At 38.8% G+C, this 16,013-nt stretch carries 9 protein-coding genes; 1 reads left to right on the top strand and 8 read right to left on the bottom strand.

The features are described from left to right. Positions 1–42 precede the first annotated feature (42 nt). Both BWI92_RS09885 and BWI92_RS09880 read right to left on the bottom strand, forming a co-directional pair. The gene (locus tag BWI92_RS09885; protein ID WP_095162675.1) at positions 43–1,695 is read right to left on the bottom strand and encodes a hypothetical protein; all 1,653 of its coding nucleotides are present in this window, start codon (positions 1,693–1,695) and stop codon (positions 43–45) included. 166 nt (positions 1,696–1,861) lie between these two features. Continuing rightward, positions 1,862–2,953, bottom strand: a complete 1,092-nt coding sequence (locus tag BWI92_RS09880) for a hypothetical protein (protein WP_095162671.1) — start codon at positions 2,951–2,953, stop codon at positions 1,862–1,864. Between the two features lie 534 nt (positions 2,954–3,487). Between BWI92_RS09880 and proS the strand changes: the two genes are divergently transcribed. Continuing rightward, positions 3,488–4,966 (top strand): proline--tRNA ligase, encoded by a 1,479-nt coding sequence (gene proS / locus BWI92_RS09875; protein ID WP_095162668.1) that lies wholly within the window; start codon positions 3,488–3,490, stop codon positions 4,964–4,966. A 170-nt stretch (positions 4,967–5,136) separates the two neighbouring features. Here the strand turns inward: proS and BWI92_RS09870 are convergent, their stop codons facing one another. The 6 genes from BWI92_RS09870 to BWI92_RS09845 form a co-directional block, all read right to left on the bottom strand. After that, positions 5,137–6,744, bottom strand: a complete 1,608-nt coding sequence (locus tag BWI92_RS09870) for a family 16 glycosylhydrolase (RefSeq protein WP_095162662.1) — start codon at positions 6,742–6,744, stop codon at positions 5,137–5,139. Between the two features lie 109 nt (positions 6,745–6,853). Further along, positions 6,854–8,434 carry a PKD domain-containing protein gene (locus BWI92_RS09865; RefSeq protein WP_095162654.1) on the bottom strand — a complete coding sequence of 527 codons (1,581 nt, stop codon included), beginning with the start codon at positions 8,432–8,434 and terminating at the stop codon, positions 6,854–6,856. A gap of 23 nt (positions 8,435–8,457) precedes the next feature. Then, on the bottom strand, positions 8,458–9,957 hold the full coding sequence (locus BWI92_RS09860) for a RagB/SusD family nutrient uptake outer membrane protein (RefSeq protein WP_095162622.1): 1,500 nt from the start codon (positions 9,955–9,957) through the stop codon (positions 8,458–8,460). 47 nt (positions 9,958–10,004) lie between these two features. Next, positions 10,005–13,454, bottom strand: a complete 3,450-nt coding sequence (locus tag BWI92_RS09855) for a TonB-dependent receptor (RefSeq protein ID WP_217903396.1) — start codon at positions 13,452–13,454, stop codon at positions 10,005–10,007. 344 nt (positions 13,455–13,798) lie between these two features. Then, a complete protein-coding gene (locus BWI92_RS09850; RefSeq protein ID WP_095162585.1) occupies positions 13,799–14,908 on the bottom strand; it encodes a FecR family protein in 1,110 nt (369 codons plus the stop codon). A 107-nt stretch (positions 14,909–15,015) separates the two neighbouring features. After that, positions 15,016–15,612, bottom strand: coding sequence for an RNA polymerase sigma factor (locus BWI92_RS09845; protein ID WP_095162531.1), 597 nt, complete (start codon positions 15,610–15,612; stop codon positions 15,016–15,018). Positions 15,613–16,013 lie beyond the last annotated feature (401 nt).

The following is a 16,013-nucleotide window of genomic DNA, read 5'->3' as shown; positions in this document are numbered from 1 at the left end:
GTCTCCAATTAATTGGAGACCCTTTTTTAATAATTTTATTTCTTAAAAATAAACGCCAAACGTCAGAACACCTCTTGTCCAGCTTTGGTCCATAATGGCAGTTGCATATAAAGACGAGTCGTTCAACACATAAGGGTTATAGGCCTGTTGTGTTTTGCCATACATTCCTGTCAAATCTACATAGAAAGTTCCCGTTTTGATACCAACACCTGCAGAATACACCATCATTGCACGGTTGACTGCATCATTATCAAAATTAGAATTATAAGGGTTTTGATAATAAGCGAAGCCTCCACGTGCTGCAAACAAACCCATACGGTATTCTCCACCTACTTTTACATTCAAAACATTTTTATAGGTATTCTGGATAGACTTTGTATAAAAATCCAAATCTCCTTTGAAATAAGCATCGTTCATATTCGTACTTAATTTCATACCTTTATAAGCTACATATTCAACATCTGCCGATAGGAAGCCCTTTTTGCCAAAGAAATAAGCCACTCCACCACTAGCTTTGAAAGGAGTTCTTAATTCATAATTTGAGCTTACTGGTTGGGTAGATAACTTTGGAATACGAGTGATATACGAAGTACCTCCTGTGGTATTAATACCATAACCTAAGGAAACTAGTTTACTTCCTATCGAATTCCCTCCCGATAGTACATCTGAAGAGAGCTGAATTCCGCCTGATTTACTAGGGTCAACATCAACGTTGAGAGTAGACGAAGTGGTCTCATCTATCGAATACCAAGTAGGAGTCGTAATAGTTGCTCCTATTCTAAAGTTATTCGTAGGTTTGATAATAGTTCCAACAGTCAAGTTGATACCTTGTCCTGTTGTAGTAAGATATTTAGAAAACGCGAAAGAACGAATGGCATCATAGTTAACGATATTCTCAGTAAAATCCGTTTGAGTTTCGTATCTAAAACTTGGCAATCCCAAAGAGAAACCTATATAGAACTTTTCGTTGGCAGTTCCTCCATAACCAATTGTCCATTGGCTTGTTCTACCTGATGCCTGAAAATCATATCGCTGGTCAACAGACTTTCCTCCTTCTGCACCAACAAATGGGTCTGAGTTAGTACCGTTTGGATTAATCAAAAATGACCAATAATACATATCTGTTTGATAGTAAAAATTGGGGGCATCGTTGGTCAAGCCATCTTTAAAATCTTGTAAGGTTAATCCATTATCTCTAATATCACGGTTTGTAATCTCGCCAAAACTATCCATCATGGAACTCTGAAGATTACGTCCTGCAAAACTCACCTTGTTATATAACGAACTTTGTCTATTGTAGGAAATCGACCAACTTCCTCTCCAACTATCTTTATATCTCGGCTCTTGCCCACCAAATACTATTCCAATATTTGCTATGTTAAAATTATCAGCATTGGCATTAGTCTTCTTGGTATCGATATAACTACTAGCGTTTGAATTGATTTGAAAAGAAGGAGAAATAGAAAATTCAGAACGAGTATAAAAACCTAAACCAGCAGGATTGCTAGAATTGGAAGAGATATCTGCACCCAAAGCCGAATGGTTTCCTCCTAATGCTTGAAATCTAGCAGAGCCACTTGGAGCGGTTTGGGAAAAGAGTCTCGACAATGCATCATAATTATTATCTTGTGCAAAACCAGCGCTTATCGAACTCATAAGTAGAGACGCAAGTAATACTTTACGAATATCTTTCATGTTATTCTTACGGTTTAAAATCATATTCTTTATAATAAGGACAGTTCTATGAGAATTACCCCTCATCATGTGGAGGTAGTATAACGGACTTTGTTGTTAATTTAACGTAAAAAAGCCTCACAAAGTACAACTCTGCGAGGCTTCGAGTGTTAATCATTTGTTAATATTATCTTGGACCACGTGAACGACCTCCGCCGCCACCGCCACCAGAGCTGCCACTTGACGAACTTCCACTTGAAGAATTGTTCCAAGTTGAATTTGTCGTCGTATTGTTTGTTCTACTATTGTTGTTATTAGAAGACCAATCCCAAGAGTTGTTGCGTCCGTTAGAATAGTTACTGTTAGAACTTCTTGATGAGTTGGTGGTAGTACCTGTATTGTAGTTTACACCACTACCATCTCTTCTAGGACGTGAATAATAATCTGAGTTTGTATTTGAATAATCAGCATTAGTACGACTACCACGATTGTAGGCTGCACCTCTGTTATTATTGAAATCTGAGTTATAGGCCGAAGCCGCATACGCTGGTCTTGAACGATATTTAGCTGGCGTTTCTGCTCCAATAACAGAACCTACGTAGTTATTGTAATTATTGTAATAGCCACCATAGAATCCGCCTCCATAAGCCAAGGACGAAAACCCATAGCCATAAGGGTCATAAAAGCTTCCGAAACCATAAGGATTATATCCATAGCCAAATGAATTGCCATACATCCAACGGCTACTTGACCATCCCCAAAACGGATCATTAAAGTTAGAATAGAATGGATCATAATACCCCATGGTTGAAAAACCAAATGGAGACCAACGACTGTATCCTAGTCCGAATGAAATAGCAGGATTTGCGTACCAGTTATTTAAACCAAAATTACCGTATCTGTTGTTTAGACCATTCGCAAAACCATTGTTGTAGCCATTGTTATAACCAGCAGAATAGTCGTCTTGATTTTGATAAACTGAACGAGAATTTAACCAATTTTGAGAATAATACTCATTGGTGCCCTGTGTCGAATTGTTCGTAGAATTACCATTGCGATATACAGGAGCTTGATAGGTAGATTCATCATAACCTTGCTCATTGTATATGCGCCCACCCAAAGTAGTAGGTCTTACGTCACTTGTCGAAGCGTACAAGTCGTCGTAAACTTCACCACTTGAGCTTTTGGAAACAATTGCTTGTTTGGAGGTATTACAACCCCAAACTAAACCAATCAACGCTATAGCTGAAAGGTGCTTTATTGAATGCTGAAGGCTCATAGCTGTTTGAATTTTAGATTGTAGGAGTATTGTCAATAAAACAAATAATTTATTAATATTTATCAGCAATCAGTGAATTGTGCTACGTTTTAAAATATTAACCAGTACTATCTCAAAAAGGTAATGAATTGTTTTTTTCTAAGATAAACTGGCCAGATTAATAACTTAGCAAAAATTTCTTGTAACAAACTTACTACAAAAACTTATCTTTGCAAGATAATTAACACAACATTAACAAAATTAAATCTTTAAATGTTCCAATTGTCCAATACTTTGAAAATGAACTAAATAAGGTTAAGTTGAGGTTAGAGTTTTGTTATTTAGTAATAGATTGGGGACGACTGTTAATCATGCTATTACCATGGTCTCGAACATAACCGAATGGATAACAAATACTTATTTTATATTCATTTCTGGTATTTAGACTATTTAAAGAACGTTTTCCCCCATTAGTTTTGTACATTTTTCGCCGATTTAGCGTTATTCTAATCTCATTTTAAGCTAAAGGGGCATTAACCAACCATAAAACAACCCATGAGCAAAGGCTTACCAAAACGTAGCGAAAATTATTCTGAGTGGTACAACGAACTTGTTAAGCGTGCCGATTTAGCCGAAAATTCTGCCGTTAGAGGCTGTATGGTGATCAAACCTTACGGTTATTCTATTTGGGAAAAAATGCAGCGTGCTTTGGACGATATGTTCAAAGAAACTGGACATACAAATGCTTATTTCCCTCTTTTTGTACCGAAAAGTTTGTTTGAGGCAGAAGAAAAAAATGCAGAGGGTTTTGCCAAAGAATGTGCTGTAGTGACACACTATCGTTTGAAAAACGACCCTGACAATAAAGGTAAATTAATTGTTGACCCCAATGCTCGCCTTGAGGAAGAGTTAGTGGTTCGCCCAACTTCTGAGGCTATTATCTGGAGTACTTATAAAAACTGGATTCAGTCATACCGTGACCTTCCTTTGTTGATTAATCAATGGGCAAACGTTGTGCGTTGGGAAATGCGTACTCGTTTGTTTTTACGTACTGCCGAATTCTTGTGGCAAGAAGGACACACAGCTCATGCTACTAAAGAAGAAGCCATTGCTGAAACGGAACAAATGCTAGATGTATATGCTACATTTGCTGAAGAGTTTATGGCTGTTCCTGTTATTCGTGGTAAAAAGACTGCCAACGAGCGTTTTGCAGGTGCAGATGATACATACTGTATTGAGGCGATGATGCAAGATGGAAAGGCTTTACAGGCAGGCACTTCTCACTTCTTAGGTCAAAACTTTGCCAAAGCTTTTGATGTAAAATTCTCTAACAAAGAAAACCAACAAGACTATGTTTGGGGTACTTCTTGGGGCGTTTCTACTCGTTTGATGGGTGCTTTGATTATGGCTCACTCTGATGACGAAGGTTTGGTATTACCTCCAAAATTAGCGCCAATTCAAGTGGTAATCGTACCTATTTTCAAAGGTGCTGAACAATTAGAGGCTATTTCTGAAAAAGTCTTACCTATTGTTAAAACTTTGAAAAAATTGGGAATTTCTGTCAAATTCGATAACTCTGACAAGCAATCCCCAGGCTTCAAATTTGCTGAATACGAATTGAAAGGTGTTCCTGTACGTTTGGCAATTGGTGCTCGTGACCTTGCCAACGGTACGGTTGAAATTGCACGTCGTGATACAAAAGAGAAAAAGACGTATGAAATTGAAGGCGTGGTAGAGGTTATCCAAAATCTATTGGAAGAAATCCAAGAGAATATCTATAACCGAGCTTTGTCTTTCAGAACAGCAAATACCCTTGAAGTTGATTCGTGGGATGAGTTTGTAAAAACTTTGGACGAAAAACCAGGGTTTATTTCAGCACACTGGGATGGTACGCCAGAAACAGAAGAAAAAATTAAAGAGTTAACCAAAGCTACCATTCGTTGTATTCCTTTGGATGCGAAAGAAGAAGAAGGCAAATGTATTTATACAGGCAATCCTTCATCTCGTCGTGTAATCTTCGCTAGAGCTTACTAATATTTAGTGAATTGTGATTGTGTGAATGAGAGAATGTTTGTTTTTAGTTAAATTTCACTTGTAGAGACACAATACTTGTTCCTAAAGCGTTGATATTCGCAAAAAAGGCGGTCAGAGAATAATTCTCGACCGCCTTTTTGATTTTTGGCATAACACCATTAATACTCCTATTATTGATAAACCCTGATATAGTCCACCTCCATAGTAGCCGAAGTAAAGGCTGGATCAATAGTTCCACCGAGGTTGCCTCCCATGGCAATATTCATGATAAAGAAAAAGTCCTTGTTGAATGGTAGCGTACTATTGTTGGCAAAAGTGTAAAATAATTTGTTATCAACATAAAATTTAATACTACTTGCCGACCAATCAACAGAATAGATATGAAACTCTGTGGTAGCATTGGTAATAGTGGTACTTCCTCCATCAGCATTTCCACCCGAACGACCTGGATAATGAAGTGTTCCTAGTATTACATTTGGTTTGTTGCCAACCATTTCCATAATATCAATTTCGCCACAAGCTGGCCATCCCACAGTCTGGATATTTGACCCCAACATCCATAGCGCTGGCCATGTACCACCACCTGCAGGCAGTTTGGCACGAATATCTACACGTCCATAAGTAAATGAATATTTATTGAGTGAAAGTAAACGAGCTGAAGTATAGTTTGAGCCTTGATAGCTCTCCTTTTTAGCAGTAATTTTCAAAACGCCACCTTGCACTACAGCATTATCCGCACGGTTGGTATAATTTTGAACCTCGTTATTTCCCCAGCCATTGTTGCTGCCCAAATCATATCCCCAAACCGCTGGGTTTGGAGCACCATCAGTATTAAATTCATCTGCCCAAACGAGTTTCTTTTCAGTCACTGGCGTAGTTGCTGACTTAGGTTTTAGCTTCATATACCACGCGTTACCATCTGAGCCAATACTTCTAAGTGTCATACTATTTTCTGAAAGTGCTAAAATTTCATAAGTGGTTCCTCCTGTTCCAAAATTCACCATCCCATTTCCTGGCACTCTAAACTGAACTCTAGTCGAGTTTGAGGACGTGGAAGCAGAAGTTGCTGGTGAAAAAGTCAACTCTTTTGTTCCACCTGTACTAATATCATAACAACCGTCTGGTCCTGAAACACCGTAGAAGGACGTTGCAGCGCCAATCAATGATGACTGACCTTTATTATCGACATTCAAGGTAATTTGATTATTGGCAGTTTTAGCAAAAGTAATTTCGTCATCATACAAACAGGCTGGTCTTTGATTAGGCTCAGCAGCATACCAACTAGGAGTAAAACCATCTGAAGGACCAACTCCCACATGTCCTATTGCCTCATTATCCGTAATCCAAACCTTCGAGCCAGCACCAGTCATTGCGGTAAGGATATTACTTGGTATTTCGAATGCAACAAACACTTTCACTTTTTTACTGAGAGTGGTCATGGCTCCACCAGTTCCAATCGCATTTACCGAAACCACATATTCGTTAGTGCCAGGATTCGCATATCGGTAAGCCACTTTTCCAGATGGAACCATCTGAGAGTTGCCATCACCAAAGTCTATTTTATATGAAAGTGCCTGACCTGCTTGTGCGGCGATATTCACACTTCCTGTTCCATTACCGTTTGGATTATTAGCATCTACTCCAATCACATCAGCAACAATAGTCAAGTTGCTCGGAGTAATAATATCACCAAAACCAAATTCTGTTTGCTTGCAGGCTGTCAGACCAAGTGCACTTGCAATCAAAAATGCTGTAATTGATTTTATTGTATATTTCATAAAAGTCAAAATCTAAACATGAATAAATAATTCTAGAAAATCAGTCTGAAGAGTAATAGCAGATTCTGATTCACCTACTATTAGTCGGACTACATTTCTTTCAGCCATTTTACTGAAGGATAATATCATCAAACCAATAAGTAAAATTAGCTGAGCCATCGCCCATCGTTCCCAAATCAAAAATCAGCACAATTTTTTGGTATGACTGACTTGCATTGATGCCACTATAGTCAAAGGTTAGTTCTTCCCACGCATTAGCTTTGGTGGTGGTTACTTCCTTCTCAAAACTAACCGCCCCATTGGTTAGATTTTCTACTTTTAAAAGCACCTTTGCTCCTACTCGTGGAGAATATACCTTCATTTTAAAGGTTTTTTTAGCAGAAAGATCAATTGGAGACTCTAACGCAATAAATGAACCTCCCCAAGTTTGTCCAGCAGACTTGACCATTTTACCCACTTTTGCCGACGTATTGATACCTGTCTTTTGTGGATTATCCACAACACTTGCATTGCCCCCATCAAAATTGACGAAATCATATTTTAAGGTAGAAGATTCGAATGTCAGTGGCACCGTCAGACTTTCAGCCGTGACTGGCTTATACAATCGAATATCATCAAACAAGAAAGTGTAATTAGCAGAACCGTCGCCCATAGTGCCTAAGTCAAAAATCAAGACAATCTTATGGTAGGCGTTGCTTGTATTAATCGCACTAAAATCAAAACTTAGGTCTTCCCAAGCGTTCGCTTTTGTGGTAGCTACTTCTTTTTCATAACTAATACTTCCGTCGGTAGCATTTTCTACTTTTAATAATACTTTTGCTCCAACTCTTGGTGAAAATACTTTCATGGAAAAGAATTTATTCACCGAAAAATCCATCGCACTTCCTAAGGTAATCAAACTACCACCCCAAGGCTGACCTGCATATTTGATCATTCTCCCAACTTTTGAAGAAGTATTGATGCCACTTTTCTGAGGGTTGTTGATAATACTTACCGAACCTCCATCGAAGTTTGAAAAAGTATAATCTTGTCCAGCAGTTTCGAAATCCAACGGAAGCATCACAGGGCTCACAATCGTTACATTTTGGGTAACCGTTGTGCTAGCAGCACCGCCACTCAACGCTACGACTTTGATAGTGAATGTGCCAACAGAGTTGTAAGTATAGCTTATCGTTTGCCCTTCGTTGAATGAGACTGGCACTTCGTTGGCAGTTTCACCGAAATAGGCTTTGAAATTTGTTTCATATAAGCCTTTAGCCGTTAAATTAACCTTTTTAGGATTAGTTGGGTCAATGGTGGCAGTCATTTCGACGTTTTCTGGAGCTTTGAAAGATACCGTTAAAGGTAAAGTCGTTTCGGTACTCTTCCCTCCCACATTAAAGCCTTTCACGACTACGCTATGATTGCCTTCAGGATATTTCCACTGAACTTTCCTGCCAGGGTTTACCGTAGCTGGGGTGGCACCAGCCAGACCAGAAGCTACCGAAAAGTAGGCAACGCCTTCGCCGTTAGGTGTTATGGTTACCATACCCGTATTATCTTGGGTGATTTCAAATAAAGCCGAAAGCTTACTTGGAGCACTTGCTTTATCCACAAATGCAATATCAGTATAGAGTTGGTCTTGACAAGATGGCAATACGAATACTGCCAGTGCCAATCCAATGCTGGATGCTATATTTTTGAGATTCATGTTTTTCAAAGAAAAAATTGAGATTAATAACCGGGGTTTTGAACAAGTCCAGACACTTCAATCTCGACTTGTGGAATAGGGAAAATTTCATTTTTGCCTACTTTAAAACCCGTCAACTTTGTAGCAGCCTGACCAGTTCTTACAAGGTCAAAGAAGCGGTCACCTTCCATACCAAGTTCGAGACGACGCTCTTTCCAGATGGCATCTCGAAGGTTTGTGCCTGTAGCAGCCACATTGTGGTTATTATCGCCAAATGCTCTTTGACGAACTCTGTTGAGATATACTAATGCCGTTGCATCATCTGGAGACGTTTTGCGGTTTAGAGCCTCTGCATACATCAGATACACATCCGACAAGCGAATAATCCTTTGATTATTCAAATAGTTCAACTCAATCTGTCCACTTGATTCGCCTTTACGAGGAAGGTATTTCTGGTTATACAAACCCGTATTTTTGTACGGTGCTACTTGATAAGTAATATTGAAACTAGGATTTGCAGCCTTGTATGCCTCAATATCCAGACAAGTCACGGCTTTGCGGCTATCGCCAGCCTCATAAGCATTAGCCAAATCTTGAGTAGGCAAATTGGTACTCCAACCCGCAGCATAAGGACTATTACCCGTTAAGCCACGAATGCCACATTGTTGAACAGCATAATTACCTTGTCCACGAGTAGTACCACCCCAATTGTAATAAGGAGAAGCATTTGAATATTGAATTTCAAATACCGCTTCAGAACCATTTTCACCAGATTGTAAGAAGATATTTCCAAAATTACTAACTAAGGTATAAGGGCCTTCAACCACACTTTTTAACACTGGTGCGGCGGCGTCAAACTTGTTTTGATAGAGATACACCTTGCCTAAAAGTGCCTGAGCGGCGTATTTGGTAATTCGTCCATTTTTAGGATCAGTAGTTGGTAATACCGCAATGGCGTTGGTTAAATCCTTTTCAATCTGAGCATAAATCTCAGCTGGTTTAGCCTGCTTGAGCGTTCTAGAATCAGCAATTCCTAATTTTTTATCTACAAAAAGTGGAACATTCCCAAAGACTTTAACCAAGGTAAAATAATAATAGGCTCTCAAAAACGCCACCTCACCATACAATGCATCTTTACCTGCAAAGTTGACAGCTACTCCTGATGGGTTGGTATCTTTATATTGATAGAGATAATTAGCACGATTAATCCCTTCGTAGGCAGCCTTCCAAACTTCTGTCAAAGTTCCGTTCTGACTGTTTACTAAAAAGTCATCGATTTGTTGTAAATCCAATACGTCAGACGCATTCTCACCCCCTGCTACCGCATTATCAGAGGCAATATCTCCAATCGGAACCACCTGATTTAGCCATTGAATTGGTGTATAAACGCTGACGCCCATACTTCTATAATCAGTTTCAGACTTAAGGTAATCTGCATCTGTAACTTTGTAGTCGTCTTTTGGACTGTAGTCAACCCATTGGGTACATCCTCCACAAAGTGCCCCAATGACCAAGAATGTATATATGTATTTTTTCGTATTCATAATCCAGTACCGAGTTAATTTTCTCAGTGTTTTTTAATAAGATTAAACTAAAATTTCAAGTCAAGTCCTAATGACCAAGTACGTGCCTGTGGATATACCCCACGGTCTACACCCGTATCCAAAATTCCTCCCGGGATTTCTGGGTCAAACCCTGAATAACGAGTAAATGTGTAAGCATTTTTTACTTGTGCATAAACACGAATCTTACTAAATACTTTGTTTGATACCCAGCTAGTTGGCAAAGTGTATCCTACCTGAATATTTTTGATTTTTACAAAAGAACCATCCTCTACGTATCTGTCTGACACACGGATATTGCTATTGGCATCTACAAAAGAAAAACGAGGGAATTTGGCGTCATTTGTTGAGCCTTCGCCTGTCCAACGCCCCAAAATACTTCTATCCTTATTTGAGTAAATAGCATTTCTTTCATAGGCACGATATACATCGTTTCCGACCGAAGCATAAGTAAACATCGTAAAATCAAAGTTTTTCAGACTTAAACTAAGGTTCCAACCCATCGTAAAATCAGGGAATGGATTACCTATTTCTGTTTTATCCAAATCTGTAATCTTACCATCTTTGTTTACATCCACAAAACGGATATCTCCCGGCACTGCTCCTGTTTGAGTCGGTGCTTCACTGATTTGAGCAGCATTTTGGAATAATCCTGCGGTCTTGTAACCGTAGAAATACCCTGGCGCATATCCTTGTTGGAAACGGGTCACGCTTTGAGATTGTCCATTGAAATAGTTGCCTCCCGGAATGATGGCAGTACCATCTGAGTTAGTGGCTGTTACTAGGTTTTTAGCCGTAGTAAAAGTAATATTCGTGCTAAATTGTCCTTGCTTTGAAATAGGATACGTAAAACCTAAGTTCAAATCAATACCATTGCTTTTCGTAGAACCAATATTGGCCGTTGGAGGTGCAGCAGTTCCGAGGTATAATGAAACAGAAGGAGTAAACAAAAGACCATCTACAGATTTATCAAAATAATCCGCAGAAAGTGACCAGTATTTTCCAAAACGAGCATCAAAACCTACGTTACTTTGAATTTGTTTTTCCCAACGCAAGGTAGTATTTGCATAAGAGCCAACCGTTGAGCCACTCACAAAGGTATTACCAAAGGTATATCCATTACTGTTGGCATCGCCTGCATAGCTTGGTCCGCCCGAAATAATGCCAACATATTGTGGACTTACGTTTTCGTTACCAATTGTACCGTAGCTTCCTCTGATTTTGAGGTAGTTAATAAAATCTACATTAAAAAAGTCTTCGCTAGATACTACCCAGCCCAAAGAACCTGCATAGAAATTCGCGAACTTATTATCAACCCCAAAGGCATAAGAACCATCACGACGAGCAGAAAATGATACCAGATATTTATCTTTCCAATCGTAATTGACACGTCCAAAATAAGAAAGGTTTTTACGGAAATATTGACTATTTCCCATCGAAATAGCATTAACATTGTCTGCTGTATTAACACCTGTTGCGGCAGTAATATCGGCAAATTCCCATGAGTTAAATGGTACATCTTGGCGAGAACCGTTGGTTTCGTCACCCGAAACTTTGGCTAATGAAATACCTGCAACGGTTTCAAAATGGTGCTCATTTGGGAGCGCAAAATTGTATGTTCCGAATGTTTCGAATGTGTAAGTATTATCCGTACGTTTTGATTCATAAACACTATTATGACGACCCGTCACGGTTGAACCATCGGCATTCATGGTATTTTCAACATTGAGAGGACCGTAGAAAGCCAGAGGAGTAAATGATTTGTAAGTGTTATTCCAATTGGTATAGCCAAATCGAGAAGCAAGCGTCAAGTTTTTAATAACCTCATATTGCAACTCTAATTTCCCATACCATTTGTTACCATTACTTTGATTGTAGTTGTTGTCAAGCTTAGTCAATGGGTTAAAAATTTCAGATAGCAACAGATTACTAAATCCATATTTCCCGACAGTATTTGGAACGGTATTCAAGACAGGAACAGTTGGGTCAAAATTGAGTGCACTACCAATAATCGAGTTAAATGAATTCTCTTGAACTCCAACACTTTGGATATTTACAAAGCTGGTATTGGATAATAACTTAACCTTTTTACTAAGTTGAAAAGTCAAATTAGAAGTCAAATTCAAACGGTTAAAGTTTGAGTTTTTTCCACCACCTACAATACCATCTTGCCCAGTATAGCCTCCAGAAACAAAATACTGTACTTGCTCACTTCCGCCACGAACCGTAACATTGTGTGATTGCAAAGGAGCTTCTTTGAAGATTTGCTTTTGCCAGTTTGTTCCAACACCAACACTAGATAGGTCTTTGAAAATCAGACCGCCACCCGCTAAAGTACTTCCTTCGTTAAGGATTGCGGCGTATTCTGTAGCGTTGAGTACCCCAATGGTTCTCATTACTTGTTGAACACCGTAGTTTGAACTTACCGAAACTTCTGCTTTTTGATTTTTCGCACCGTTCTTGGTGGTTACTACAATTACGCCATTTCCTCCTTTTACCCCATAAATCGCTGTTGTAGCAGCATCTTTCAAAACATTCATTGACTCGATATCTGCTGCATTAATAGCGTTCAAGTCATTTAAGGTTTGGGGTACACCATCAATAATTACCACAGGGTCTGTACCCGAAAAAGAAGGGATACCACGAATTAACACCGTTGGCTTTGAGCCTGGAGAACCATTGGAAATAATCGTTACCCCAGAAGCACGACCTTGTAAAGCATCTTCAGGACGTACAGGGCGAAGTCGCTCAATATCAGCACCTTTCACCGTGGCAATAGCACCAGAAACGTTTGTAACCTTTTGAGTACCATATCCTACCACCACTACTTCACCTAGGTTTTGAGTATCAGGATTGAGACTAATATTTACCGTAAATCTATTTCCTACTACTACTTCAGCCTTGATATAGCCCACCGAAGTAATCACTAATACAGCCTTTTCGTCAGGAACTGTCAGGGTATAATTACCTTGTTCGTCGGAGACAGTACCTTGGTTAGTACCTTTTATGGCGATACTTACTCCGGGAATTCCATCACCCTTTTCTGCGTCGGTAATTTTCCCCTTGATGGTTTGTGCTACGCTTGTAGTCACTTTGTTTTCTAAAAAACCTCCAAGCTCTGTACGTTTGAGGAGTATTTTTCGGTCTACGACTTCATAGGAAATTTTGAGAGGTTTTAAAAGACTTTCCAACAGGGTAGAAAGCTTTTCTTTTTTGGCTGAAATGGAAACTTTACGCCCAGAAGCGATAAGCTGAGGACTATACATAAATTTCACATGAGCTTCTTGCTCAAGCGTTTCCAACACTTTTTCAAAAGCCTGATTAGTAGAGACAATGCTCACTTTTTGGTCTAGTAAATCTTGAGCTTTTACATTCCCAGCATTGGCAATTGACATGCACAAAACTGAGACAATCATCTGCACAAAGGAGATTCGCATAATCTTGATTGGAATCTTAGTGAATTGTCGTTTTTTTGACATAATTTTGATTGGTTGGTTGAAAAACTGACATAAAGCATCCTGTCCATCAAGAATCTTGATGAAAAGCCTGAGAAACTTTCGGATGTACAAGAATAAGTCGATGGTGTTGGTAGCACCGTCGGCTTTTTTTATTTGAGCGAGATTTCAAAGATGTCTCCACTCATCGGAGGTGATTTTGATTTATAGAAAAAAGGCATTTAGAGTAAATTTGAGATTGTTGATTGTTTTTGATTGATAAAAAATAAGCTTAGTTAGCGACTATTGGGCTTTCGGCTCCCAGTTATGGGCTCACGGAAAAACATTTCTCATGAATGCATAAAAGTTTGCTTAAAGCCTAAAGCATCTTAATTGCAAGCTTTTCCGTGAATGACTACTTTTCCTTCCTGCACCTCATAAGTAGCCTCGATTACTGAGCAAATCAATTTTAACTTTTCTGGTAAAGGCTCATCGCCCAAGGATGCCGTAAGTTCGCAAGCTGACATTAATTGCTGATCATAGTCAATTTCTACATGGTAAGTTGATTCTAACATCTGAAAAACTTCCGACAATGGCGTATGCTTGAACTCAAAGCTCTGCGTTTGGATACTTGGTAATTCACGCATCATTTGCGCCGAGATATTTGCTTTTTGTAAGGCTAATTTTTCTCGTAGTAAGGTAATTTGCTGATTAGGTACCAAGGTAGCTTGGGCTGTCGCTTCTATGGCCTGAGGTCGTTGAGCGTCTTTGGCTGTATAAACCCATACTTTTCCCGTTTTTACAATCACCTTTACTTGCGAATCATTCGCAAAAGCTTTGATGGTAAAACTCGTTCCGAGCACTTTGGTTATTAATTCGTTGGCATATACCAAAAAAGGCTGTTGAGGATTTTTAGCAACTTCAAAAAATGCTTCTCCAGAAAGCACCACCGCACGAACAGAATCTTCAAACTGAGCAGGATAGCTAATCCTACTTTTGGGTTGTAAAATGACCGAACTTCCATCTGGCAAGGTAATCACCATAGGCTCGGATGATTTATTGAAAGTTTCGAGCATTTTAGGGTTGCTTACTACAGTTGCCACCGTTTGGGTATATAGTTCTGAGGGTCTATTGCCCCAATAATCGTAAGCATACCAAGTAAGTCCCAATACAGCAATGATACTGGCAGCCCAGCGAATCATGTTTGTAGAAGACCAAATTGGACGAATAACAGGCTTGGGCTGTGCTCCACGTTGATTGGCAGCGGCTACAATTTGCGCAACAGCCACATCAATTTCATCTTCAGAAATTTCCTCTTGGGCATTTTTTAGCGTGATTACAATTTTTCGAGCCTTCTCAATGACTTCTGATTTTTCTGGATTTTGCCACAACCAGTTTTTCCAAAATGCTGAAGCATCGGGTGTAGGCTTCAGTACCCATTCTCGAAAGAATGCGTCCATCGCAAAATCATTGGCTGAAAAGTTTTTGTAATCGAACATAGAATATCTTGTATTTTTCGCACTTTGCTAGTAATAGCCTTTGCTTATACTCAGATACTCACTTTGGAAGTTATTTTTTTGAAATATTTTTTCGAGAAAAGAAAAAACTATTGAAGTCTGACATTAAAGTACAGATAATAAAGAAGATACACTGCTAATTGCCAATTTTGTTTTAGGTTATGAATCGCTCTTTGCAATAAATTAGAAACAGATTGCTTGTTCATATCCATGATTTCAGCAATTTCTTCGATGCTTAGCGTTTCGTAGAATTTGAGAAAAATAACCTCTTGTTGTCGCCTAGGAAGGTTATTTAAGACACTTCTCACCTTTTGCTCATTTTCTGCAAAAAGCTCCAAAGCAATAATAGTGGATTCGATATTGGTATTTTCCGAAAAAGGTGACTCCGTATCAAAATCATCTAAGACCCATTTCTTTTCTTGATTGAGTTTTTTGAAAAGATTATGCTTAAGCGATTTTAAGAGATAAATAGTCACAAAAGGAGACGAATGAAGATTTTCGCGTTGATCCCATAGGTATAAAAATAAATCCTGAATACAATCTTTGATCAGTTCTCTATCCTTGGTAAACTTCGTGGCATAGTTATAAAGTACACGGTAATGCTCACTAGCTAATTGCCCTAGTGCTTCACTATCGCCACTTTTAAATGCCAGCCAAAGTTGTGTATTCCTTAGATTACTATCCATAAAGTCCTCTTTACATCCCAGCGCAAAACTACCAGTAAATTGTATAATAACTGCAAATAGTGTTACTTTTTTAAAGGGCTTATCCTGCCTGTAGAATTGAGTGATTTGTGATTTAATGATTGAGTGATTATGCTAAATATCGTATTTGCTGCTGTAGAAACGTCATACTTTACTTACTTATACGATTCATATTCAGTATTATACCATCAAAACATGAGTTATTCCTAATTAAGTGAGTTGAGATAGAGTGAATTATAAAAATTTGTATTCTAGCAGTAGAGACGCAATGATTGCGTCTTGAGCCGAGTTGGATATACCGTAGTTTCATCAAAAAAGCGGTCAGAAAAATAATTTCTGACCGCTTTTTTGATGAAATTGAGAGAATTATCTATTTCGGATTT

The sequence above is a fragment of the Flectobacillus sp. BAB-3569 genome (assembly GCF_002270355.1).
In the GTDB taxonomy this organism is placed as follows: Bacteria; Bacteroidota; Bacteroidia; order Cytophagales; family Spirosomataceae; genus Flectobacillus; species Flectobacillus roseus.
This window is presented reverse-complemented; position numbering and strand designations above follow the sequence as displayed.